Origin of the sequence: Anoxynatronum buryatiense, assembly GCF_900182905.1 — a bacterium.
GTDB lineage: Bacteria > Bacillota > Clostridia > Peptostreptococcales > Tindalliaceae > Anoxynatronum > Anoxynatronum buryatiense.
This window is the reverse complement of record NZ_FXUF01000002.1, coordinates 393,348-417,152: the sequence shown is the minus strand read 5'-3', so window position 1 is coordinate 417,152 and position 23,805 is coordinate 393,348. Positions and strand designations below refer to the sequence as shown.

The window sequence follows — 23,805 nt, the reverse complement described above, 5'->3', positions numbered from 1 at the left end:
GAATTTTCATGTTTTATCTCGGCGAACAATTGCTGCAAACCTGCAGCCAAAGACGTTGCTCTATCTCACAAGTCATGATTCATCAGGAAGCCGATTTGTTCTCAACACCAGAAGTTGCCATTCGGCAGCGTATGCACGACCAATGGCAGGTAATGCAGCAGGGAATTCAACTTTCCCTTGAAAAACCGCGCACCTCAATGGGTGGTCTAATTGGAGGCGAAGGCATCAAGTTGATGCACCGGGTCCATAACAACACTTCCCTTTGCGGACAGGTAACTGGGAAAGCTGTGGCATATGCCATGGGACTCTTGGAAGTCAATGCCTCCATGGGAATTGTGGTGGCTGCACCCACAGGCGGTTCCTGTGGCATTCTGCCCGGTACCTTAAAGGCATTGCAGGAAACCTTTGAATGGAGTGATGACCAGGTGGTCAGTGGCCTTTTCAATGCTGCTGCCATTGGTACCATTATTTTTCACAATGCCACCGTCTCAGGTGCAGAAGGCGGCTGTCAGGCTGAAACGGGTTCTGCCGCTGCCATGACCGCCTCTGCCATCTGTGAACTGATGGGTGCCACCCCGGAAACAAGCTTGCATGCTGCAGCCATTGCATTGAAAAATGTGATGGGCCAGGTATGTGATCCCGTGGCTGGTCTTGTGGAGTCTCCCTGTCAGAAAAGAAACGGCCTGGGTGCTGCCAATGCCCTGATCAGTGCTGAAATGGCGCTGGCTGGCATCACCAGCATTATTCCATTTGATGAAGTGGTTGCGGCCATGGGAGAAGTTGGCCGCAGCCTGCCAGAAACATTGCGAGAAACAGCCAGAGGTGGTATTGCAGTTACACCTACCGCCTGTCGGCTGAAAAAACAGCTGGCTGACAGGTAAGGCTGCGTAGCCATTCCCTACAAATCGTTTACCAAGCTTATTTTTCCAAGGTAATCTCCCTGTTCCAGCAACTCATGAGCCCCTTTGATTTCACTGAATCCAAATGACTGCTGATGAAGCACCGGTGACAGCCGTCCTTCTGCTGTCATTGCCAGCAGTTTTTTCAGATCTGAGCCCACTCGTTCTTTCTCAAGCCCGAACAATAGGGGAACCAGCAAAAACACCACATGGAGCGTCAGTCCCTTTCCGTGCATAAGGGCCAGATCATGAGTAGACCGGGTATTGGTTGCCACCACAATTCCTTTTAAAGCCGCAGCCTGGAAAGAGCGGTCCAGATTTTCACCACCCACAGTGTCCAGCACAAACCTAAAACCTCTCTCATTGGTGTAAGCCTGCACATAAGCTTCAACCGGTTCTTTTCGATAATCAATCACATGACGGGCACCCAGTTTTTTCGCCAATGCCGCTTTCTCGTCGCCAGAAACAGTGGTGGCCACTTCTGTCCCCAGAGCAGCGGCCAGCTGTACCGCCATGTGCCCCACTCCGCCGGCACCGCCGTGAATCAGTACCAGATCATCAGCCTTTACCTGCCCCCGGTTCACAAGGGCTTCCCAGGCAGTTAAACCCGCCACCGGCATTGCTGCCGCTGCGGTATCAGATACTTCATCAGGTATTTTTGCCAACAACGGCGCGTCGATGCATGTATATTCAGCCAAAGCTCCTTGATGACCTTTCACGCCGCCACCAAGGGCGACCACTCGGTCACCTGGCGAAAATCCATCCACTGCCGCCCCCACTTCAACCACGACACCTGCCACATCCACGTTTAATACGGCTGGAAAAGGCGGTGCTGCAGCAGGAACCAGCCCACTGCGAATTTTCATGTCGATGGGATTTACCGAAGATGTTTTGACCCGAACAAGTACCTGATTTGCTTTTGGTTTGGGTTCGGCGATGTCTGCCATATGAAATTTTTCAGGACCGCCAAATTCACGAATGATCATTGCTTTCATTTTATTCAACTCCTTTTGTTAACTGTCATAGCAGCATGGTCTGCATTCTTATCTTTATATACATTCCCTCTTAAACACAGAACAAAACCATTGTTTATTGAAATGAAATCGAAATCAAAATTGAAATTGACCGAAAGGATCTGTTCACATGAAATCATCAAGTATGCTGCGGGGAGCACAAACGATGTTACCAGTGTTGCTGGGCATCATCCCCTTTGCCATGATCACAGGCATTACAGCGATCAACACCGGTGTTTCTCCCGGCATGACCATGTTTATGTCATTGTTCATTTTTGCAGGAGCTGCACAACTGGCAGTATTGCAGTTAATTCATACCGGTGCTTCATCGCTGGTGATTCTTTACACAGCCATCATCATCAACTTTCGTTTTATGATTTACAGCTTGTCCATCGCCCCTTATTTTAAAAAAGAACCTTTTGGGTGGAAAGTGCTGCTGTCTCATCTGATGACCGACCAAAGCTATGCCATGTCGCTGGCTCACTTTATCAATGACCCTGACGAAAACCCACGATGGTTCTATCTGGGGGCTTCTCTCATTATGTGGGCCGTGTGGCAGACCTTCACGATTGCAGGAATTCTGCTGGGTGCAGTGATTCCCTCACATCTTGGCTTGGATTTCGCCATTCCCCTCACCTTCATTGCTGTACTCATGAAATCCGTCAATGATATACCTGTTGTTATCGCTGTTGTTACCGGGGGAGTCGTGGCAGTGGTTGCTGCACCCATTCCCATGAACGGCGGTCTGGTACTGGCTGCCATTTCTGGAATTGCTGCCGGCGCACTGGCAGAACATTTCGGGAAACCCAAAGTAGAGGAGGCAGCTCATCATGACTAATTCTGCCTTGCTGCCTTTGCTCTCTGCCATTGCATTGGGAACCTTCCTGCTTCGTTTTTCATTTATCTTTCTATATGGCCGAATGACTCTGCCTCAATGGATTCACCGTTCCATGCGATTTGTTCCCGCTGCTGTCCTTTCAGCCCTGATCTTCCCGGCATTGGTCATCCAGAACGGGGCACCCGTTCTTTCTATTGGAAATCATCGGCTGGTGGCCGGTTTGCTGGCATTGGCAGTTGCCTGGAAAACAAAAAATCTGCTGGCAACCACTCTGGTGGGTCTTGGCATCTTCTGGCTGCTCACATATATGTAAGTTGACGCCCGCACCCTCATTTTGTAAAAAAGAAAGAGAATTTCATCGATTTCTCTTTTAATCCTTTTACATAGCTGTTATACTATGACCGTGTTTTGAATACTTGTGAATCATTTGTCAGGAGGTTATCATTTGGAGAAATCCGCTGAACTTACTCGAAACGCTCAGCTACCCAAATCAGAAGAAGAAATCCAAGAGCGAAAGGGTTTTGTGGTTGTTGACGAAACAGTGAAGTACCGAATTGTGACTGTAATAGCCTGTATCTTAGTGCTATCATCTATCTTCTTTAATACACCCTCGGAGATTTTGGCAGGTATGACTCGTATTGTGGTCGCTCCCAGCATTCTTGTCACCGATTACCTGATTGTGGGGAATGTTGGCGCAGCATTTTTCAACAGTGGTCTATTGATGCTGGCTGCCATTGCCATTGCCCGCCGCAACGAAGTCAATATGAATGGGCCCGTTATGGCTGCTGTCTTTACCATCGCCGGATTTGCTCTCTTTGGTAAGAACATCTATAATGTGTGGGCGATCATGGTGGGCGTTCTGCTTCACGCCCGTTATCAACAGGAGAAATTCAGCAAGTTTATCCTGATTGCTTTCTTCGGTACAGCCCTGGGGCCTTTGATCAGCCAAATTACCTTTGGGCTTGGTCTCTCTCCTGCACTTGCTTTTCCAGCAGGTATTCTGGCCGGAATTATCGCAGGCTTCTGCCTTCCTCCCCTGGCCAATCACTTCGTCAAGTTTCACCAAGGCTTCAACCTTTATAACATCGGTTTCACTGCAGGTGTTACCGGTATGTTTTTTATGGCCATGTTGAGGGCTTTTGATTTTCAGAATCCATCAACGCTTATTGTTGCAGAAGGATATAATCGTTTACTGGGCACTTATCTGTTCGTTTTCTTTACAGGTATGCTGATTACCGGGTTTTACTTCAGCCGGCGTGTCATGCCCGGCCTGACACGTATCTGGCGACAGTCTGGCCGTTTGGTTTCCGATTTTGTTACTTCCAACGGCTTTGGAGCTTCCATGATGAACATGGCTCTGCTGGGGTATATTTCCACCGGCTATGTCCTTTTAGTGGGGGGACAACTGAATGGGCCCACCATTGGTGGCATTTTCACCATCGTTGGATTTGGTGCTTTTGGTAAGCATGTCAAAAACATATTGCCCGTTTTGGCAGGCGTCTACCTGGCTTCGCTGGTACAAGTATGGGAGGTAAATGCCACAGGTGCGCTGCTGGCAGCTCTCTTTGGCACCACCCTCGCCCCCATTGCCGGTTACTACGGTTGGGGCTATGGTATTATTGCTGGCTTCTTTCACATGTCCATGGTGATGAATGTGGGCTACTTACACGGTGGTATGAACTTATACAACAATGGGTTTTCTGGCGGCTTTGTAGCTGCAGTGCTTGTGCCCATTTTTGATGCATTAAAAAAATCTTCTTAAACTTACCCCTACCATGTAAACATGAAAAGGAGGACTGCTCTTTGACCAGCGAACGCATGAAAGCCATTAAAATGCTTGAAGAACTCATCGGTTACTTTTTTCGCAACAATATCAATGATGTGCAAATGGACTTGCATTATGGCGAAACCGAATGCAAAATAATGCTTGAAGGCACCTGTCTCAGCCGTCCGGCAGATTTGGATCAATTGAATGAGCTGCTAAATACTCCCCGTCAGCCTGAGTTGGAGGAATATTATTGGGGCTTGTTGGGCGGTAATGACACACGCCAGGAACTGAATCTTTTGGGGTCACTGGTAGACTGTGCTGATGTCTCCTACAACCTGCAAAAATTATCCATTACTGTTTTTCGAAAAAATTAATCTGACTTGATAAACTGGCATCTGCTATGTGGCAGGTGCCAGTTGAAAGTGAGGCATTAATAATGCAACAGCTCCTTCTTTATCTCTTCACTTTTTTGATCCTGATCATTTCTTACGGCAAAAACCCGGACAAGACTCGTCTGGCACTTAAAAAAGCCTGGCGTTCCTTCGAAAATATTCTCCCCCAGTTTATTGGTGTTATTTTACTGGTGGGTGTCATGATGGCCGTCATGAACCCACTGACCATTGGTCAACTTCTGGGTGATCAATCAGGCTGGTCGGGGGTGGTGTTGGCCTCTGTTGTGGGTGCTGTTACCTTGATTCCCGGATTTGTCGCTTTTCCGACAGCTGCATTGCTCCTTGAAGGCGGTGCCGGGCTCATGCAAATTGCCGCATTTATTTCTTCCCTGATGATGGTCGGCATCATTACCATTCCCGTGGAAGTCACTTACTTTGGGAAAAAATCAACTTTGCTGCGCAACCTACTGGCCTTCCTCTTTTCGTTTGTGGTAGCAATGGTCATTGGAAGGGTGGTATCCTGATGGCACTGTTGAAAAAGTATCGCTTTGCTGTCTTTTCATTGGCAGTCTTAATGACGCTGTTTTTTTTCGATACCCCACAAGGCATAACAGCACTTCAGGTAACCGCTTTCAGCGTGAAAGAGATGCTTATGATTGTACCGCCCATTTTCATTTTACTGGGTCTGCTTGATGTCTGGGTGCCCCGGGAAACCATGGTGCGTTTTATGGGAACCGGTTCAGGTGTCAAGGGTGTTCTGCTGGCCTTTTTTCTTGGCTCAGCCGCTGCCGGTCCCCTTTATGGCGCTTTTCCCATAGCTGCAGTCCTGATGAAAAAAGGGACCAGCTACCGTAATATTTTGATTTTTTTAGGCGCCTGGTCCACCACCAAGATTCCACTGCTCCTTTTTGAAATGACCTCTATGGGAGTTCCCTTCATGCTTGCCCGGTTGTTGGTGAACATACCAGGCATCTTATTCATCGCCTGGTTAGTTGACTTTCTCATCTCTGATGATGAGCGCCAGCGCCTATACCTAAACGCAGAGCACCTTGCCAGGTAAATGTGTGTCCAGCCATTTATTCCACCGGCTTCTCCACTGCCAATTCTTCCAGAAATAAATTTATGGAAGGGTTGGCAGTGTTTTTTTTCCAGGTTACAACCAGTTCGTGAGATCCCTGATGTTCATCCAACTGTATGAAACGCAGACTCTTGGAGGCTTGCAATTTTGCGCTTGTGGGCAACACCGCAATGCCCATACCTGCATCCACCAACATCAGTACGGTTTGCAACAACCGTGGCTCATGAACAATGTTTGGAGAAAAGCCATATGTTGAACAGATCTGCAATGTCTGGTGATAGCCCTGTGGTGATTCCCGCCGGTTCAGTACAACAAAGGGTTCCGTCGCTAAATCTGCCAAATTAATGATTTCTTCTTGTGCAGCAGGGTGATCTTCATGAAGAACCACCGACATCGTCTCGTGATGCACACAGATTCGATTCAAACTGCCAATGGATTCAACGCCGAAGGAAAAAGTGAATCCGATATCCAACTCTTCATTGTTAAGTCGCTCAATCAGATCTCCATGATGATATTGTTCCAGCTCCAGATCAATGTGGGGGTATTTATGGCGAAAGCGCCGTACCAGCGAAGGCAGTATAAATCGCTCGGTATACCCCAAAAACCCAATACGCAGCCGCCCGATAAGCCCTGAATCAGCCCTTTTTGTTTTTTCAGCCGCTTCTTCCATTCTTGAAAGGAGAAATTGTGTTTCCTTCAACAAAACTTCACCGGCGCTGGTGAGGCGTACCGTACGCTTGTTGCGCCAAAACAATTTCACTCCCAGTTGATTTTCAAGTTCTGCCACTTGCTGGCTTACCGCCGACTGAGCCACATAAAGATGACGGGAAGCTTCTGTAAAGTTTAGGTGTTCAGCCACGGCAGCAAAATATTTCAACTGACGAATTTCCATTCTGTTTCACTCCTTCAAAAATCCTTCGAAATATCATGAACTTCCACCATCATATACTGAAGGTTGCTTTAATAATAACATTTACGTTTTTATTTCTCAATATTAATCTGTAAAACTGATTACTGAAATCCTTTTCTGATATTTCACAATTGCACTCAAGTTGATTATGCTTAAACTGAAATCTTTTTAATCATTCAACAAAACGTTGAATATGACATCGTTTTCCATTCACAGTAATTCCATTTTACAAAAGGAACAGGAGGGATCACATTGCCAAAAGCCGTGGTCATTGAAAAGTACTGTAAAAGTTGCAGTCTCTGTGTTGACATTTGTCCGAAGAAAATCATGGCCATCAGCGACCAGACCAATGAAAAAGGATACTTTGTCGCCACCTGTATCGATCAGGATAAATGTATCGGATGTGCGCTGTGTGCGACAGTTTGTCCTGATGTCGCCATCGATGTCTACAAATAACCAGTGAAGGGAGTGGCATCTATCGTGGAAGAAAAAGTACTGTTAAAAGGAAATGAAATCATTGGCGAGGCAGCCATTCGTTCAGGATGTAAATTGTTTTTCGGGTATCCCATCACACCCTCCACAGAGGTAATTGAATACCTGTCAGCTAATCTGCCTTCCCAAGGTGGTACCGTTTTGCAGGCTGAAGATGAAATTGGAGCCATTAACATGTGCTATGGTGCAGCCTGTACCGGCAACCGGGTGATGACCGCCTCTTCAAGTCCCGGAATCAGTCTGAAGCAGGAAGGTCTGTCTTTCAGTGCTGCTGTTGAACTGCCAATGGTTGTGGTAAATGTGAACCGATGCGGCCCTGGTCTGGGTGGTTTGGGGCCTGCTCAATCTGACTATTTTCAGTCTGTCAAGGGCGGCGGTCATGGCGATTACCGGCTCATCGTACTGGCACCTTCCAAAGCTCAGGAGCTTTATGATTACACGATGGAAGCCTTTGATCTGGCAGATCAATACCGTAATCCAGTGATGGTTCTTACTGACGGTTATCTTGGCCAAACCATGGAGCCGGTTATACTGAAGGAACGACCAGAATCCCCTGAATTTGACCGCACCTGGGTAGTGGACGGTTGTGAAGGCAGAGAAAAACGCATTCTTGCCAGCTATTCATTAACCAATGAAATTGGAGAAGCCAATAATCGCTACTGGGAAGCAAAATACAAAGCAATTCAAGAAGTTGAGCAGCGTTGGGAATCTTTTCACGCTGAAGATGCCGAATACCTGCTGGTGAGTTATGGAACCACGGGTCGTATCTGTAAAAGCACCGTTCTCAATGCCCGAAAAAAAGGTGTTAAACTGGGTCTGATCCGCCCAATCACACTGTGGCCTTTCCCAGTAAAAGCTTTTGAACCGCATTTGGAAAAGGTGAAGGGCATCGTTACTGTTGAACTGAATACCGGCCAGATGATTGAAGATGTTAAACTGGCTGTTGAGTGCAAGGTTCCCGTCCATCTATATCACCGTCAGGGCGGTATGCTCCCTACTGAAACGGAGATTCTCGACTATGTTGAAGAAATGATTGCAAAAGATACCAGGGAGGTGCAGGCATGAAGAAAGTCTTTTCACGTACAAAAGGGCTTACTGAAGTACCCTTCACTTTTTGCCCGGGATGTACTCATGGAACCATTATGCGTCTGATTGCCGAAGTATTGGAAGAACTGGATATCATTGAAAATACCATTGGTGTTTCACCGGTGGGGTGTGCCGGCTTTAGCCAGGATTTCTTCTCCTGCGACTTTGTTGGTGCGGCGCATGGACGCGCACAGGCGGTGGGTACCGGCATTAAACGGGCGCTGCCTCACCGAACAGTGTTCACTTATCAAGGCGATGGTGACATTGCTGCCATTGGCACACAACATGCCATTCATGTGGCTGCACGTGGTGAAAAAATCACTTCAATTATGGTTAATAACGCCATCTATGGTATGACCGGCGGCCAAATGGCTCCCACCACCCTGACGGATATGAAAACCAGCACCAGCCCCTTCGGCCGCGATCCTGTAACCATGGGCTTCCCAATGGATTTTCCAAAAGTGATCGCCGGTATTCCAGGTGCTGCTTATGTGGCTTCTGTTTCAGTTGATTCTCCCAAAAATATTCAAAAAACCAAAAATGCCATTCGAAAAGCCTTTAAGGTGCAGCAGGCAGGACTGGGTTTTTCATTGGTCAGTGTACTTTCAACTTGTCCCACCAACTGGGGATTAACGCCTGTTGACAGCCTTCAGTGGCTTCGGGATAATATGATGCCTGTCTACGAACTTGGCGAGCTGAAAATGACGGAGGAGGTGGCTCAATTATGATGGATAAAGTGATCATGGCCGGCTTCGGTGGTCAGGGCGTCATGTTTTTGGGGAAAGTACTGGCCTATGCAGGTATGAGCGCTGATCTCGACTTGTGTTGGATTCCTTCCTACGGACCAGAAATGCGGGGTGGAACTGCCAACTGTTCAGTAATTTTGGCAGATGGGGAAATATTTTCCCATGTCATTGACCAGGCAGATGCCGCGATCGTATTGAACAAACCTGCCTACGAAAAATTTGCATCCCGGATTAAACCGGGAGGTGTTCTGGTGGTAAATGCTTCACTGGCAAATCCAGAACAAGAGCGAACTGACATTACCATTATCAAAGTACCTGCCACTGAAATTGCCAACGAACTGGGAAATTCTTCCATTGCAAACATGGTATGTCTGGGAGCCCTGCTTCCTTCACTTAACTTGGTCCATTATGACACCATTGAAAAGGCCATGGAAAAACTGACGATGAAACGCCCTCAGTTGATGGATGCCAACATGTCTGCCATTAAAAAAGGGCTTGCCTTCACAGAAAGCAATTAACATATAAAGGACATTTTAAAAAACATACACTGTAACATGGTAACAAGAAAAGCCTGCAGATCTTAATGCACATCTGCAGGCTTTTCTTGTTTGGTTTGCATAATTACAAAGAAGAGGCCACGCTTACTGAACTAATATACCTTACTATTGAAAAAAGCTGAACAATGCAATACTTGCCATGACTTTTTCCCCGGTTCTCAATGGAAGGCTTATCCATCTTGCGGCTGCTTCCCGTATCAGATTTTGCTGCGACTGCCGCTCTCCTGTGGCACACCAGACAGCAAAATGTTCACAATTATTTTGGCTGTAATGATACCCTTCAAAGTTTGAGTTTAATTGGCTGTAAGCCCTTTTCATCACCAGCTCCCGTGAATAAAGCCGTTTCACCGAGCGATCCACTTTCACCACACCATCTTTGGCAAAAACTGCCAGTGGTACTTTTGCAATAGTCGCCTGCGGCAATGCCAAAAGGCTGTTGCAGTAAAAATGGATAACCTGTCCATCTTCCACCTCAATGCCATAGTGCCTGTATCGTAAAAACCGAATGATCAGCCGATCAATCCAGCGTGTTTCATCATTTACCCGAACCCCGATTGAGCCAAAGCGTAATGGCTCGCGCATCACAAAAAGAATGTCTCCCTGCATTGAATCACTTCCTTCGCTTCATTTTAATGTCTGACCATGGATTGTCATTCCCCAAGATTGCCGTCAGCCGCGAACGAAATGATGGCTTTAGTTTGGTATGACCGGTCATGTTAATATGACGACCGTGTCATCATTTTGTCTGACAAAAATCGCCTTGCCTTATTATATACTTTCAACGGCAAATCGACACGCTTTTTTTTCGCGAATGCAACATTTTTTATTTTACTTCTTTACCTGATCCCAAAGAATATATTGGCAGAGTGTTATGGTGACCTTCTCAAGGCCTTCCTGATCTTCTTCGTCAAACCGATTCAGTATTGGGCTGTCTATATCCAGCACAGCCACCACCGCATCATCGATTACGATGGGCAGCACAATTTCTGAACGGGAATCTGCATCGCAGGCCACATGGCCTGGAAAGGCATGCACATCAGGTACTAACTGTACTGTTCTGGTTTCTGCAGCCGTTCCACAAACTCCTTTCCCGTAATAGAGGTGTACGCAGGCAGGTTTCCCCTGAAAAGGACCCAGAATAAGTTTATTTTTACCATTTGCCAGATAGAACCCCACCCAGTTGATGTCTTTCAACAGATCGTTGATGAGTGCAGCTGCATTACACAGATTGGCCAGCCAGTCAGTTTCTGACGATAAAAGTCCCACCAAACGGGTATTCATATAGCGATAAAGCTCTGTTTTATTTGTAAATGCAGGGTGTTTAACAGCTTCCATTTTATCACCTCATAAAATTTAGTCTTTCTTAGGGAAACTTTCATGATTCTCACATCTTTTTCATTCTATAACTCCCGCAACATTTATGCAAACCCGACAAATGGGAGTTGCAGGTGCAACTCCCATTTTCCAAAAATAGTTATTCTTCTTCCGTTAGCCTTGTTTCACCCATCCGGCAACAGTGACCGTTCTTTTTGCCTGATGATTTGCTGCTGCTTTAATTGCATCTATATCTCCCTGAATTTCGCCTTCTCCGTTAACTGACACACTGACTCCGTAAGGGTTGCCTCCTGCTCCAAAGATGGACTGATCAGTATATCCTGGTGCTGCCACAATAGCTCCCCAGTGATACATGGAAGTATAAAGCGACAGAATGACCGCTTCCTGACCACCATGGGGGTTTTGTGCAGAGGTCATGGCACTGACCACCTTATTAGCCAGTTTCCCCTGGAACCAAAGGCCTCCCAGAGAATCGAAAAACGCTTTCATGGGTGAAGCCATATTGCCAAATCGTGCAGACACACTGAAAATAATAGCGTCTGCCCATTCCAAATCTTCAGGGCTGACTTCAGGTACTTCCTTCACATTCTGTTGATGCTTCATTTTTGCCGGATCAGCTTCAACTATTGCCTGCGGCATGAGTTCGGGAACCTTCAGCAATCTTACTTCTGCCCCCGCCTCTTTTGCTCCTTCTGCTGCCCACTGGGCCAATTGAAAGTTAGTTCCTGTTGAACTGTAAAATACGATTGCCAATTTGGTTGACATGTCATCTCTCCTTTTCATTTGCACTTCTCAACTCTACTCTCCTTGATGCGCCGGTTTTCTGGCAGAATCCATTTTGAAACCTTGCGCATGCCTGCCGATTGATTTTAGTTGTTCTGCCAACATCGCTTTTTCGTCAACTGTCAGATGGCTAAACAACTGCTGAATCATCGCGGCATGTTCAGGGAAAATCTTCTCCATCAAATCGCGTCCCATCCCAGTAAGCTTCGTGTAAATTACCCGACGGTCATTGGGACATGCACTTCGCTCCACATACCCTCTTTCTTGCAGTTTATCCACCACATAGGTGATGCTGGAACTGGCAATAAGTACTTTTTTCCCGATTACCTGCACCGGCTGATCACCTTTATGATATAGAAGTTCCAACACTGCAAATTCGGTGGGATTTAACCCGTGCGAACGAATATCTTCTGCAATTCTGTCATTCACAGATCGCGCCGCTCGATTCAATACCACAAACAGTTTTAATGATGTAAGCGTTTCATCCTGAATATCTTGTGTTTCCATCACCTTCCCTCCTCACTTATATCATTTGCTTTGCGATTATCTCGATTTAAGTTATCTCGATTTCGTTATATATTATATACACTAACCCTTGTTTCTTTAAACATCTTTATTTCACATTTTCTAAAATCAAGAGCAAAAACTTACAGCGGCGGGTTGTCCAGTGGACACTTGGCAGCATTCAGAGGTAGCGAACATCGACAGCTATGACCATTAAACCACTTTGTTTGAATTTTTCTGGGCATGTTGTTTTCCGAAACAAAAAAACCGGAAAACATTTCTTCCGGTTTCAGTCTCGCGACGACTATTCTTGCCCTACTTTTGAACTTCTTCTTTCAAGAAAAACCACATCGTGCCATTTTCCTGTGGGCATTTTCCCCAGTTTTTCTCGTATACCCAGCTCTTTAAATCCACATTTCACATGAAGTGCCCGACTGGCTTCGTTATCTCTCAGAACACCAGCCTGCAGTGTCCAGTAACCATTCTCTTCAGAACACTTCACCAATTGATTCAACAGCGCCTGACCAATCCCCATACCTCGGCAGGCCGCATCTATGTAGATGCTGACCTCCCCCACGCCGGCATACACACACCGGCTGGAAGTGGGTGAGATAGCTGCCCAACCATGGATCTCATTATTTGACCGGGCTACCAGTCGGCAGCACTGTGCATGACTTTCATCCCATGCTTCCCATGTAGGAATTTCTGTTTGAAAAGTGGCAATGCCTGTTTGAATGCCTGCCAGATATATGGCCGCCACCTGTTCCCAGTCACTGTTTTTCATTGTTTCGATGGTATATTCCATCCCTATCGCCTCCTATTTTCATTTCGGGTGTCTTTTTAAAACACCACCGATAGTTGGTTTTTTGGTTATGTCGGCCATTATATCACTCAATGGTTGTATGTGCCAACCATTGAGTGATATTTCACCTTCGAAAATTTGACTGGCACACTCATATAAACATGATCGCAGCACCAGTGAGCGCAATGACCGTTCCCATAATTTCTCTCAAAGTGACCCGTTCTTTTTTCACCATAAACGCATAAGGAATTAGCAAAATGGGCGTGAGTGAAATTAAAGTTGAAGCCACTCCCGGATTAATTCGCTGCACCGCCATTAGTGACAGAGAAATTCCCAGAAAGGGGCCAAAGAACGATCCGATCGTCAGAGACACCAGTGCATCCTTTTGTTTAAAAGCCCGTATCAGGTGAGGCCAGTGGTTTCTGACAGTGAAAAGAATGATAAAGCAAATAAGACCGGCAATGAGGCGAATTTGTGTTGCTGAAAAGGGATCGTAGCCAGCCATGCCATATTTACCCAAAATATACCCGCCCGCCTGGCCTGCCGCCCCTCCAAAAGCAAAAAGGATTCCAATCACCGGGTACGTAAAATGAATTTTGCTGGTATCTTTTTCCGTCACCAGAATCACCGAAACGATTCCCGCAACGGTAATAAACATGCCGGCAATCTGAATGGGCGTCATTTTTTCTCCTAAAAAAATCAGAGCCATCAGACCACTCAGGGGTGGTACACTGGAGTAGATCAGCATCGATATTCTGGCTCCAATGCGTACAAAAGCTTCAAACAAAAGAATGTCACCAATGACAATACCAACGATGCCTGAAAGAGTGAGCCAAAACCATTCGGTACGAGTCGCATCGAATGGCAGCCAATAGCCCCGGCTAACGAAAGTATATGTTGAAAGAAATACGAGTCCCAGCAATAAACGCAGCAGATTCATGTTCATAGAACCAATTCGTTTGGCGCTGTGTTCAAAGGCAGTGGCTGTAACTGCCCAGCAAAAGGCCGTGGCCAATGCCGCCAGTTCACCTGTGTATTGCTGTATAAAACCCATGGTCAATTGGCCTCCTTGTTTCTCGATTAATGGGCAATGTCTATGATTTAAAGATCAGAACTGTATTCGTTGCCACTACATTTTCTATTTGAATGACCCGGTCAACAAACAAGGTGATGTCTTCCTGATAATGGCACATTACCCTCAGCAAGATGCACCATTCGCCTGACAAACGGAACTGGTCTTCAATAATCAGTCGATCCGGCACCCTGGCGTGAATCTGCTTCATGACTTCCTCATATGAAATACTCATTACTTTTACATACACCAGCACTTGAATGTTAAAGCCAAGAACATCATAGTTTATTCGTGTGGAATAGCCTTCAATTACCCCTGCATCTTCCATGGCAATCACCCTGTTTCGCACTGCCGGCCGTGAGAGGTTAACAGCCTGCGCAATTTTTTCATGAGTCATACGCCCATTCTTCTTTAGGTATTTTAGAATTTCATAGTCAATGGAATCCACCTCACCACCACCTCACTTAATCTTGAAGTTTCAGATATCCTATTTTAACCGATTCGTCCATACATTGATACTGTTTATTTCTTTTTGATCGTTTCGAATGTGTTTTGCTTGTCTGCTGGTCGCCTGTTATTTCTTTGTTGACGAAACGTTTGATTAAAAGGCCAAAAAAGATGATGTTGCCCTTCTGCAATACACAGCAATGACCGAACTTTGTTTGAGAATCAAAGTTCGGCCATTGCTGTGTGCTGTATGGTGGGTTTTTGAAAACTTGTGACAACTTTAAGTGTACTCCAGTACCAGACCAACGCCCACCTCTTCAACGGGGATCCACTTGGCTAGTTCAATTTTTGATTTTAAATCGGTGCAATGGCAGGGATGGGCTTGTTTAACTCCTCGGGACTGAAAATATGCCGCTGTGCCGTTCATCTGTTCTTCTTCAGGGTCAAGCAGGTGGAACCCGCCAATAACATCATGCACCCTTTCGTCGCCACATACAGCCCGGGCATGTTCCATAATATTGCAAATTCCAGCATGGGAACAGCCGGTAATAATCACCAACCCTTCTGGCCCGGTATAGCAAAGCGCGCTGTCGTCCATGCTGTAATCGTCTTCCAGCATGTCTCCCACACGCACTTTCCCAATGCTTTTTCTGGCTTCAAAGGCATTTTTTCGCGGAATTTCGCCCAAAAAGACCAGGTGGTCTGTCAGCCAGAAAGGTTCCCGGGTGAGCTGAGGCGTCATATATTTAGCTAATTTTTGTGGATCAACATTCACCCCGAACTCCTCAGTTCCAAAAAATGTTTTGGAGTCAAAGATTTGCGGGTGGGCGACAAGTATTGGTTGTTGAAACTGCCTGCCTTCCATCACTTCTTCACTAAACCGTTTGATAAGCGGCTCAAGCCCCCATGTGTGATCCATATGAGAATGGCTTAATACGATGGCGTCTAAATCAAAAAAATGAATACCCATTTTCTGACCGTTGAGAAGATAGGCATCACTGTACCCAGTGTCAAAGAGGATCTTGCGGTCATCCACTTCCAGCAGGTAGGATACCCCTGGTTCCCCCAGAAAATACCGGTCGATTATTGTGTTGTTATCCATGAGCACTGTCAGTTTCATCTCAATTCCCCCGCTTTCCATTCATTGTCCAACGTTTTCTTCCATGGTTTCCAGTGCATTCTCCTCATGTTCATCCACTGTCATGTACTGTTGTTCCATGCTTTATTTCAGTGGTACTTCAGTTGACTGTCAATCGTTTCTTTGCTTATTATACACAGTTGTCAGCATTCCAAACATCTCTATCGGCCACTTTTTTTTGCAAAAGGCATTGGTCAGCATGTTATAATGGTACAGGTAAGCGCCGAATATTATTGTTTCATCCGATGATAATCAAAGAGCTGATGCCCATGAAACAGACATCAGCCCCTTAATACATGAAATATCTGTGTTTTAATGTTTCTTTGCGTTGCTTCTCAGCTTAACGCTGTGCTTCGTATTGACGGAGCAACTTCACAAAAAGCTCCGGCACCTTCGCCATGTTTTCAGGAGATTCAACGAAAGAAATTCTGAACTGGGTGTTACCCGGGTTTGATTCACCTTCTTTGATATCATAGAAGCCTTTCATGGGTGCCACCAGCAGTGTGGTTTCAACACCATCAATCACCGCCGAACCTTCACCGGCACAATAGAGCACAAAGTCGATGGCATCGAAGCCAGGCTTCACCACATTGCGTACTTCAATAACCGAATAAATGGACGCATCGGGGCTGGAAACGATCAAACCGGGTTCATGCTGTTTTAAGCCTTCGTTCACCATGAGGATTTGCTTTTTGTAATAAACCCGCAGGTCTTTGCACCATCCCAAGAGATCTTCCTTGCTTTCATGGGCCAGTGCTCCAAAAATGTACTGACCAATGGCATTGGCGCAAAGGTTGGCTGTGTATTCAGCCACAGAACGGGTGTTGAACTCAGCACTATCAGTGATGAGAGCACCAATTCGCAGACCGCATGCATTCCATACCTTTGAGGCTGTCTCAATGCTGATGCGGCGGCCCTCTATGCCAGGCACCTCTGCATCTGTGATGCCCCAAATGCTCACCAGCTTGATATTGTCATCATAGTAAAGTTCCCGGTATGCTTCATCACTGATCATCCACATATTATACTTCACGCACAGTTTTGCCAGCTCCACCAGTGTTTCGTGATCGTACAACTGTCCCGTGGGGTTGTCATAGGGAATCACCAGCAGTGCTCCCGGCTTGTTGGCCTGAATGGTTGCTTCGATTTTATCCAGCTCCGGCAGTGTGAACCGACCGTCTTCTGCCATTTGTCGTTTAACGGTAATGGTTTTACGCCCCACCCGTTCGGCAAATGAAATATAGTTGGTATAGGCGGGATCAATCATCATCAACGGTTTTTCATTGGTTCCGGCCGGGCCGCAAACTCCCAGAATCACCAGTTCCATACCTGCTGAACCGCCATCTGTCACTTGCACAAAGAGCTTGCTGGTGTCGAATCCTTCACATTTCAGGATGTTCTTAAACGCATCCTGGCATTCCACTGTACCCGCCGTACCGGTGTAACGAATCACACCTTTGTCAAATGGACTCTCAGGTGCCTGTAGTTCAAACATCCGCTTCATCATAGCCGGATTGGTGGGAAGTGACACATTACCGATTCCCACATTGATCACCGCCGCCGGCTTCACGGCCCGCTCATCGTACTTCATTTGTGCCAGGCGTACATCCGACGGATTTCTGGATTCAAAATGTGCTGATAAAACCGGTTTGCTCATTTTCATTCTCCTTTTCATTTTTCTAACAACAAAGGATTTTTCAATGCCATGCACTTTATGAAATCATTCTTCCATGCTTATCTCCATTCTATCATATTGTGACACAAATTTCACTTACAGGAGGACATCCTATGCCAGAAAAGGCCCATTGGAAAGAAATCATTCTGTTCGGCGGCGCCATTATGGGGTCAGTGGTGGGTGCAGGCTTTGCCTCCGGGCAGGAAGTCATGCAGTTCTTCACTCATTTGGGGTTTATTGGCAGTATCGGTGCAGGGCTGGTGGGAATGCTGCTGCTTGCCTGGATCTCCATGACTATTCTGGAGGATGGACGCACCCAGCAGTTCGAAGATGCCAATGACATTTTCGCCTATTACTGCGGTCAGCGTATTGGGTTCTTCTTTGAATGGTTTGTACCCACCCTCATGCTACTGGCTTTTTCCATTATGATCTCGGCTGCTGCCGCCACCATTCATGAACATTTTGGACTTCATCCTGCTTTGGGGCGATTTGTCATGGCATTGCTGCCTCTGATAACAGTGCTCACAGGCCTGAAAAGACTGGCCCGGATTGTGGGTTCCATTGCACCTTTTTTTATTTCTGTTACCATGATCATCAGCCTCACCAGCATTGTGCGCCATCCCGGCGGTATTGTTGATTCAGCACACGTGCTGCAAGGACTTCATGTACCAGGTGCTTATTCCCACTGGTTGGTTTCTGGAATTATGTACGCGTCATTTCTCATGGTTGGTTTCATGCCTTTCGCAGCCGGTATAGGCAAACAAGCCAAAAATCGCACTGATACCAGGCTGGGAGGCCTGTTTGCCGGCATTTTCTTTCTTGCCGGTGCCATGATTTTAAGTACAGGTTTGCTGGTGATCATCGGTGATGTCTACAATAAACAAATTCCATCTTTGGCCATGGCTTCTGCCAGCATTCCACCAATCGCACCTTTCTTTGCCCTGTTGATGCTGACCGGCATCTACACCGCTTCCACTTCCATGTTGTGGACAGCTGTGAACCGTATTGAGGGCAATGATCAAACGCTGAAGTACCGTTTCACTGCCCTTCTTCTGACCATTCTCGCATTTTTTGGAGGCCACCTTCAATTTGCCACAATGGTGGGTATTGTGTACCCAGCCGTTGGGTATCTGGGGCTTGTCCTTATTGCCGGTATGCTGTATCGCCGCTTTTTTTCTGCCGTCGGCGGAACCAAGACAAACTTTACCTCTTAAGAGGTTTTCTCATTGTGACAGTTGCCGGGTTAAGATGCGGTTATAACCCCTTTTCGAAATGCTTCCATCATTTCTCCTGTCAGGCTGATTTTTAACTCATCGGGGGGGATGTCTTCTCTGTTGATCCACTCACCAGAGGCCAGTTCATCCTCTTCGATGATGATGGTGTCGTCTCCATCAAGCTGGGCAAAAAAGCCGGCCAAAAGTGTGTCTGTAAACGGCCATGGCTGGCTTTTGTAGTAGCTGATGTTTTTGATCCGAAGTCCCACTTCTTCCATGACCTCTCTTCGAACAGCCTCTTCCAGCGATTCACCAATCTCCACAAACCCGGCGATCAGGGCGTGGTTTTTATAGGCACGCCCTGCGTACTTGGTAAGCAGCAACCGATCACCGTCATAAACACCGACAATTACACAGGGAGACAATACTGGGTACGACTGAAATGTGCATTCTTCACAATAAAGCATCCTTTCCTTTCGAGAAGGAACCGTCGGTTTTCCACATCGACTGCAAAACCGATGATTGTCATACCATCGGCTCAATTGCCATCCCACCGCACCGGCAAAAGACCGCCAGTATTTTGGCTCTGTTCGAAACCGGGTTGTGGGGGCATAGATCCAGCCATCCACCTCATCAAGTCCCTTTTGGTCCACCCGAAAATAATTCATCTCATCAATGGTGAAAAGAAAGTGGGCTTTCCTGATCAAGTCGGGATAGTCAGCTTCAAAATCTGAAAATGAAGGGTACCATAACTTTTCCTTGTCTTCTCTTACGAGCACCCGGTCATCTTTATAGGCCAGAAAAAGATCCCGGAGTGTTGCAGTTTTTTCCTGAAAACGATTGCTGAAAACTCTGGGTTCAATATCCTGAATCATACAATCCCCTTCCATCATCATTAATGGTCGTCACTTTGCCACATTATTCGCTGAAGTTCACGCATCCTTAGTTTATTCAGTTCAAAGTGCTGACAATTATTCCCCTTCAATTATACCACTTCTTGACATGCGGGCAAAAGCGCCTGCCTGTTATCAGGCAAGCGCTTTGAAAAAAACCGTTTCTGTTGGAAATGAACAGACGTCCTTTGTCTATGCAAGATCGAATCGATCTGCATTCATCACTTTGTTCCAGGCCGCCACAAAGTCCTCAACAAATTTTTCCTGAGCATCATCACTGGCATATACTTCTGCGATTGCCCGCAACTCAGAGTTGGAACCAAAGAGAAGATCGACTCGGGTGCCTGTCCATTTGAGTTCATTGGTTTGGCGGTCTCGTCCTTCAAAGACATCTGCATCTTCCGAAACTGGTTTCCACATAGTTGCCATATCCAACAGATTCACGAAGAAGTCATGAGTCAGACTCTCGGGTCGATGTGTCAAAACGCCATGGGGCATTTTTCCAAAATTAGCATTCAGCACCCGCAGCCCCCCCACCAGCACTGTCATCTCTGGTGCAGTCAGTCCCAGAAGCTGGGCCCGATCCACCAACATTTCCTCTGCAGCGCAGGCAAACTTGGCTTTACTGAAGTTAATGAATCCATCTGCTTTCGGCTCAAGCGCTCCGTAAGCATCCACATCCGTTTGGTCTTGAGTGGCATCAGTGCGACCCGGAGAAAAAGGTACCGTCACATGAACGCCTGCATTTTGAGCAGCTTTCTCAACGCCGGCACAACCGGCCAAGACAATAAGATCTGCCAAAGAAACCCGCTTGTTGCCTGCCTGTGCATTAAAATCAGCCTGCATTCTCTCCAGTATCTGCAATACCTTCTCAAGTTGCTCTGGCTGGCTGACGTCCCAGTTTTTTTGAGGCATCAATCGAATGCGCGCGCCATTGGCACCGCCCCGCTTGTCGGAACCACGGAAGGTGGCGGCGGATGACCAGGCAGTGGCCACCAGTTCCGGAATGGTTAAGCCGCTGGCAAGAATGCGTTTCTTAAGATCATCAATGTCTGTTTCTTGAACCAGTTCATGATCCACCGGCGGTACCGGGTCCTGCCAGATTAATTCTTCCTCAGGCACTTCTGCGCCCAGGTATCGGGAACGGGGGCCCATATCCCGGTGCGTCAGCTTAAACCAGGCTCGGGCAAAAGCATCTGCCAGTTCTTCCGGATGATCTCTGAAATGCAGGGCAATGGGCTTATAAATGGGATCCATCCGCAGAGAAAGATCGGCAGTGGTCATCATAGGCGGAAACTTCTTTGACGAATCATGGGCCCCAGGAACCATGTCTTCTGGTTCTGTATTCACAGGAATCCACTGCCAGGCTCCGGCAGGGCTTTTCACCAGATCCCAGTCGTATTTGAAAAGAAGTTCCAGGTAGCTATTGTCCCATTTTGTGGGTGTTGGTGTCCAGGCGCCTTCAATACCGCTGGAAATGGTATCATCTCCTTTGCCGCTGCCCATACTGTTTTTCCACCCAAGCCCCTGTTCTTCAATGGAGGCAGCTTCCGGCTCCGGCCCCACGTGGGCTGGATCTCCGGCTCCGTGGCATTTTCCAAAAGTGTGGCCGCCTGCAATAAGCGCCACCGTTTCTTCATCGTTCATCGCCATTCGTTTGAACGTCTCCCGCACATCCTTGCCTGATTCCACCGCGCTGGGTTGGCCATTGGGCCCTTCAGGATTCACATAAATGAGTCCCATCTGCACCGCTGCCAGGGGGTTTTCCAAGTCCCTGTCACCGGAATAACGCTTATCATCCAGCCATTCACTTTCCTGTCCCCAGTATATGTCTTCTTCGGGCTCCCAGACATCCTCCCGGCCTCCGGCGAATCCAAAGGTTTTAAATCCCATGGATTCCAGTGCACAGTTGCCTGCCAGAATCATTAAATCAGCCCACGAAATCTGTTTGCCATATTTCTGTTTAATGGGCCATAACAAACGACGAGCCTTATCCAAGTTCACATTATCCGGCCAGCTGTTGAGAGGTGCAAAGCGTTGACTTCCTGAACCGGCCCCGCCACGGCCATCGCCCAATCGGTAGGTTCCGGCACTGTGCCAGGCCATGCGAATAAAGAGGCCGCCGTAATGACCATAGTCTGCCGGCCACCAATCCTGAGAATCGGTCATCAGTGCGTAGAGATCCTGTTTGACAGCATTCAAATTCAACTTTTTAAATTCTTCTGCATAGTTGAAACCCTCGCCCATGGGATTTCTGGCGGGTGGGTTTTGATGCAGCATTTTAAGATTCAGCTGATTTGGCCACCAGTCTCGATTTGAAGTGCCACCACCAGCCGCTTTGGCTCTTGTCATACCGGTTACCGGACATTTTCCGTTTCCGCTCATTGGCCAACCTCCTTTATTCATCAACAAAAATACACAGTTATGCGTATCATACCCCTTGTAATGATCACAAAACGATATTGTTTATATTTTTCAATGCAGATTTTCAACCATTTACTGCCTGATGCTTATTTCCTGCATCATTAATATTGGCCCGAAAAAGTGTGATATTGACGACACTTTTTCGAGCCTTATGAAAGCAGTCATAAACACCTTTATTCAGTTAATCATTACCCACTGGTTTCATCTTGTGATTTTTTTCTCAATATGCATGAGTATCTTAGATTGATTGGTTGATCATCGTCTGGTTTTCATCTTCGACAGCTTTTACCGAAAGGGCATGATAATTCTTATACTCTGCTGACACCTTTTCACTGCTGCACAGCGAGAGCACCACTAAAAGAGGAATTCCCACAATAAGCGAAGGCCATAATGGTTCGATGCCGAAGGGGCTTCCCGCAAAGTGCCATCCTGCTGCAAGAACACCACCCGTGATAATGGAATAGAAGACAGCTGTGTTGCTAACCCTCGGCCACAGAAGTGAAATGACAAGAACAACACCTGCAATTGATCGAATTTGCAGAGCTCCCAGTAACTGACCTAAAATTGATGTGGATTGCAAACCGAAATAAGTCCCCGCCAGTCCAATGCCAATAATGGCTACCTGCGAGAACCGCATCTGTTCTTGATCAGTTGCCTGCGGTTTGATAATCCCTTTGTATAGATCTCTGGTAAGTGTGGTAACCGTAATGAGAAGCATCACCGGGGCAGTTGATAATATGGCGGCTATAACTCCCATACTTGCCATGCCCGCCACTTCATTACTCACACTGGAAGCGATTTCAAACAGCGCATTTTTGGCTAAAATATGCGGCATTTGTGCTCTTGCAGCCAGCCCGATCAGTGCTGGGGACAATGCAAAGGGAATGATCAGGAAAGCGCCCAGAACAATGCCTCGATTGGCACTTTTTAATGATTTTGCACCAAATGTGACCGCAACAACCGTTGAGGCTGTGAAAAAAGAAAAGGCAGTGCCCAGTATCCAGGCAATCACGGTGAAAATCCCCGGCTCAAGTAAATGAAACATTTCATTTGGAAGTTCCTGGCGGATGACCTGATAACCGCCCACGTGCCTTAATACGATAGCAGCAGTCAAAAACATTCCAAAGTACATGACAAATGAGTGAATGATGCTGAGATATGCAGCTCCCTTCAACCCACCGGTGATGGTGATGATGATAATAACGACGGCCACCACCCATGCAGTCGTATTCACGCTGATATTAAACATAGGTGCCAGTATTGCTGCGGCTGAAACCGGCTGAGTCGAATAAATCAACGAATACGCAAGAGAAATGATCATCATAATTGCCAAACGGGTGCGTTCGTCAAATCTTTTTCCAAAAGCTTCCGGTACTGACATGACGCCCTGTTTGTCTCCCATGATCCAGTAAAACCGACTCACAAAAATGACAAACAAAATGCACCCTGCTGCCATTCCCCACTGGGCCCACACCGATGACAGCCCTGTTCTGAACGCCATTTCAGCATTTCCGATGGTGCCTGCTCCGGCTATCAGTTCTGCAAAGAGCAGTGGAACGATCAAGCCCACACCCAATCCCTTTTTGGCAACAAAAAATGTTTCTGTACTTTTGTTTGATCTGGAGAGATAGATTCCCACCCCCATTGTTAACAGTAAATAGCAGCTCATAATCACCGCTGAGTTCATTGTCTTTACTCCCCTCATCCATTCATTGCCAGTTGGCAAAGAAGTCGTTCAA

General features: G+C 46.8%; 26 protein-coding genes. 12 read left to right on the top strand and 14 right to left on the bottom strand.

The features are described 5' to 3' along the window. Window positions 1-8: 8 nt before the first annotated feature. Window positions 9-881 (top strand): L-serine ammonia-lyase, iron-sulfur-dependent, subunit alpha, encoded by an 873-nt coding sequence (gene sdaAA, locus QOL74_RS04600; protein ID WP_283408265.1) that lies wholly within the window; start codon window positions 9-11, stop codon window positions 879-881. 17 nt (window positions 882-898) lie between these two features. On the opposite strand, the gene QOL74_RS04595 is transcribed toward sdaAA, so the two are convergent. Continuing rightward, a complete protein-coding gene (locus tag QOL74_RS04595; protein WP_283408264.1) occupies window positions 899-1,894 on the bottom strand; it encodes a zinc-binding dehydrogenase in 996 nt (331 codons plus the stop codon). A gap of 148 nt (window positions 1,895-2,042) precedes the next feature. On the opposite strand from QOL74_RS04595, the gene QOL74_RS04590 reads away from it, so the two are divergent. The 6 genes from QOL74_RS04590 to QOL74_RS04565 all read left to right on the top strand — a co-directional run bounded on the left by QOL74_RS04590 (window position 2,043) and on the right by QOL74_RS04565 (window position 5,970). Further along, the gene (locus tag QOL74_RS04590; RefSeq protein ID WP_283408263.1) at window positions 2,043-2,750 is read left to right on the top strand and encodes an AzlC family ABC transporter permease; all 708 of its coding nucleotides are present in this window, start codon (window positions 2,043-2,045) and stop codon (window positions 2,748-2,750) included. Further along, window positions 2,743-3,063 (top strand): AzlD domain-containing protein, encoded by a 321-nt coding sequence (locus QOL74_RS04585; RefSeq protein WP_283408262.1) that lies wholly within the window; start codon window positions 2,743-2,745, stop codon window positions 3,061-3,063. The genes QOL74_RS04590 and QOL74_RS04585 overlap by 8 nt, the downstream gene beginning before the upstream one ends. A gap of 132 nt (window positions 3,064-3,195) precedes the next feature. After that, a complete protein-coding gene (locus QOL74_RS04580; RefSeq protein WP_283408261.1) occupies window positions 3,196-4,512 on the top strand; it encodes a DUF1576 domain-containing protein in 1,317 nt (438 codons plus the stop codon). Between the two features lie 41 nt (window positions 4,513-4,553). Further along, entirely contained in the window at window positions 4,554-4,892 is a 339-nt protein-coding gene (locus tag QOL74_RS04575; RefSeq protein WP_283408260.1) for a hypothetical protein, read from the top strand. 62 nt (window positions 4,893-4,954) lie between these two features. Then, window positions 4,955-5,434, top strand: coding sequence for a permease (locus QOL74_RS04570; RefSeq protein WP_283408259.1), 480 nt, complete (start codon window positions 4,955-4,957; stop codon window positions 5,432-5,434). Next, window positions 5,434-5,970 carry a permease gene (locus QOL74_RS04565; protein WP_283408258.1) on the top strand — a complete coding sequence of 179 codons (537 nt, stop codon included), beginning with the start codon at window positions 5,434-5,436 and terminating at the stop codon, window positions 5,968-5,970. Before QOL74_RS04570 ends, QOL74_RS04565 begins: the two co-directional genes overlap by 1 nt. A 16-nt stretch (window positions 5,971-5,986) precedes the next feature. On the opposite strand, the gene QOL74_RS04560 is transcribed toward QOL74_RS04565, so the two are convergent. Then, window positions 5,987-6,880, bottom strand: coding sequence for a LysR family transcriptional regulator (locus QOL74_RS04560; protein WP_283408257.1), 894 nt, complete (start codon window positions 6,878-6,880; stop codon window positions 5,987-5,989). A 270-nt stretch (window positions 6,881-7,150) separates the two neighbouring features. Between QOL74_RS04560 and QOL74_RS04555 the strand changes: the two genes are divergently transcribed. Genes QOL74_RS04555 through QOL74_RS04540 form a run of 4 tightly spaced genes read left to right on the top strand, consistent with a single transcriptional unit; the run spans window position 7,151 to window position 9,740 of the window. Beyond that, on the top strand, window positions 7,151-7,354 hold the full coding sequence (locus QOL74_RS04555; protein ID WP_283408256.1) for a 4Fe-4S dicluster domain-containing protein: 204 nt from the start codon (window positions 7,151-7,153) through the stop codon (window positions 7,352-7,354). 24 nt (window positions 7,355-7,378) lie between these two features. Then, the gene (gene vorB, locus QOL74_RS04550; RefSeq protein ID WP_283408255.1) at window positions 7,379-8,455 is read left to right on the top strand and encodes a 3-methyl-2-oxobutanoate dehydrogenase subunit VorB; all 1,077 of its coding nucleotides are present in this window, start codon (window positions 7,379-7,381) and stop codon (window positions 8,453-8,455) included. Further along, complete coding sequence (locus tag QOL74_RS04545; RefSeq protein WP_283408254.1) at window positions 8,452-9,204, top strand: thiamine pyrophosphate-dependent enzyme; 753 nt, start codon at window positions 8,452-8,454, stop codon at window positions 9,202-9,204. Before vorB ends, QOL74_RS04545 begins: the two co-directional genes overlap by 4 nt. Then, window positions 9,201-9,740 carry a 2-oxoacid:ferredoxin oxidoreductase subunit gamma family protein gene (locus tag QOL74_RS04540; protein ID WP_283408253.1) on the top strand — a complete coding sequence of 180 codons (540 nt, stop codon included), beginning with the start codon at window positions 9,201-9,203 and terminating at the stop codon, window positions 9,738-9,740. Before QOL74_RS04545 ends, QOL74_RS04540 begins: the two co-directional genes overlap by 4 nt. A gap of 144 nt (window positions 9,741-9,884) precedes the next feature. Here QOL74_RS04540 and QOL74_RS04535 read toward each other — a convergent pair whose 3' ends face one another. The 9 genes from QOL74_RS04535 to QOL74_RS04495 form a co-directional block, all read right to left on the bottom strand. Then, window positions 9,885-10,385: a lecithin retinol acyltransferase family protein gene (locus QOL74_RS04535; protein WP_283408252.1), complete on the bottom strand. Its 501-nt coding sequence runs from the start codon at window positions 10,383-10,385 to the stop codon at window positions 9,885-9,887. A gap of 222 nt (window positions 10,386-10,607) precedes the next feature. Continuing rightward, the gene (locus QOL74_RS04530; protein ID WP_346771713.1) at window positions 10,608-11,114 is read right to left on the bottom strand and encodes a GAF domain-containing protein; all 507 of its coding nucleotides are present in this window, start codon (window positions 11,112-11,114) and stop codon (window positions 10,608-10,610) included. Between the two features lie 153 nt (window positions 11,115-11,267). Next, window positions 11,268-11,879 (bottom strand): NAD(P)H:quinone oxidoreductase type IV, encoded by a 612-nt coding sequence (gene wrbA / locus QOL74_RS04525; RefSeq protein WP_283408251.1) that lies wholly within the window; start codon window positions 11,877-11,879, stop codon window positions 11,268-11,270. 33 nt (window positions 11,880-11,912) lie between these two features. Continuing rightward, a complete protein-coding gene (locus QOL74_RS04520) occupies window positions 11,913-12,404 on the bottom strand; it encodes a MarR family winged helix-turn-helix transcriptional regulator (protein ID WP_283408250.1) in 492 nt (163 codons plus the stop codon). 301 nt (window positions 12,405-12,705) lie between these two features. Continuing rightward, window positions 12,706-13,206, bottom strand: a complete 501-nt coding sequence (locus QOL74_RS04515; RefSeq protein ID WP_283408249.1) for a GNAT family N-acetyltransferase — start codon at window positions 13,204-13,206, stop codon at window positions 12,706-12,708. 148 nt (window positions 13,207-13,354) lie between these two features. Further along, complete coding sequence (locus QOL74_RS04510) at window positions 13,355-14,257, bottom strand: DMT family transporter (RefSeq protein WP_283408248.1); 903 nt, start codon at window positions 14,255-14,257, stop codon at window positions 13,355-13,357. Window positions 14,258-14,297: 40 nt separating this feature from the next. Then, window positions 14,298-14,723 (bottom strand): Lrp/AsnC family transcriptional regulator, encoded by a 426-nt coding sequence (locus tag QOL74_RS04505; protein ID WP_283408247.1) that lies wholly within the window; start codon window positions 14,721-14,723, stop codon window positions 14,298-14,300. 279 nt (window positions 14,724-15,002) lie between these two features. Then, window positions 15,003-15,842 (bottom strand): MBL fold metallo-hydrolase, encoded by an 840-nt coding sequence (locus tag QOL74_RS04500; protein WP_283408246.1) that lies wholly within the window; start codon window positions 15,840-15,842, stop codon window positions 15,003-15,005. A 358-nt stretch (window positions 15,843-16,200) separates the two neighbouring features. After that, window positions 16,201-17,517 carry a pyridoxal phosphate-dependent aminotransferase gene (locus QOL74_RS04495; RefSeq protein ID WP_283408245.1) on the bottom strand — a complete coding sequence of 439 codons (1,317 nt, stop codon included), beginning with the start codon at window positions 17,515-17,517 and terminating at the stop codon, window positions 16,201-16,203. Between the two features lie 131 nt (window positions 17,518-17,648). Here QOL74_RS04495 and QOL74_RS04490 point away from each other — a divergent pair, with 131 nt between their 5' ends. Further along, complete coding sequence (locus QOL74_RS04490; protein ID WP_283408244.1) at window positions 17,649-18,749, top strand: YkvI family membrane protein; 1,101 nt, start codon at window positions 17,649-17,651, stop codon at window positions 18,747-18,749. A gap of 29 nt (window positions 18,750-18,778) precedes the next feature. Here QOL74_RS04490 and nudC read toward each other — a convergent pair whose 3' ends face one another. The 3 genes from nudC to QOL74_RS04475 all read right to left on the bottom strand — a co-directional run bounded on the left by nudC (window position 18,779) and on the right by QOL74_RS04475 (window position 23,753). Beyond that, complete coding sequence (gene nudC / locus QOL74_RS04485) at window positions 18,779-19,624, bottom strand: NAD(+) diphosphatase (RefSeq protein WP_283408243.1); 846 nt, start codon at window positions 19,622-19,624, stop codon at window positions 18,779-18,781. Between the two features lie 210 nt (window positions 19,625-19,834). After that, the gene (gene katG / locus QOL74_RS04480; RefSeq protein WP_283408242.1) at window positions 19,835-22,027 is read right to left on the bottom strand and encodes a catalase/peroxidase HPI; all 2,193 of its coding nucleotides are present in this window, start codon (window positions 22,025-22,027) and stop codon (window positions 19,835-19,837) included. 277 nt (window positions 22,028-22,304) lie between these two features. Beyond that, a complete protein-coding gene (locus QOL74_RS04475; RefSeq protein WP_283408241.1) occupies window positions 22,305-23,753 on the bottom strand; it encodes a sodium:solute symporter family protein in 1,449 nt (482 codons plus the stop codon). Window positions 23,754-23,805: the final 52 nt, after the last annotated feature.